This is a genomic window from Chryseobacterium sp. SIMBA_038 (assembly GCF_046535115.1).
In the GTDB taxonomy this organism is placed as follows: Bacteria; Bacteroidota; Bacteroidia; order Flavobacteriales; family Weeksellaceae; genus Chryseobacterium.
The window spans coordinates 1-231 of sequence record NZ_JAWRXH010000481.1 but is presented as its reverse complement, the minus strand read 5'-3'; the positions used below and the strand labels follow the sequence as shown (position 1 = coordinate 231).

The 231-nt window shown below is 54.1% G+C and carries 1 protein-coding gene; it reads left to right on the top strand.

What is annotated here, in order from left to right; genetic code table 11:
• Positions 1-231, top strand: a 231-nt coding sequence (locus SB689_RS24340; RefSeq protein WP_410694581.1) for a hypothetical protein, incomplete at both ends; no start/stop codon positions are given.

Sequence of the window (231 nt, the reverse complement as noted above, 5' to 3'; positions counted from 1 at the left end):
CGTTCTGCTTTGCCGGCGCCTATTACGTCCGATATCCGGAGCGCACGCGCGATCTGGGGAACTTCATTGTCAATTTGCCCGAGTTTCGACCACTGGAAATCTACGACAGAAACTACGGAAAAAGCGACGCGAACTACCAGTTTCCGGAGGAATACCAGCCGTTTGTCGTCGGCAATCTGCCGTACGCGGAGATCGACAAGGCATACAAGGGCTATCGATACGCGATCAACC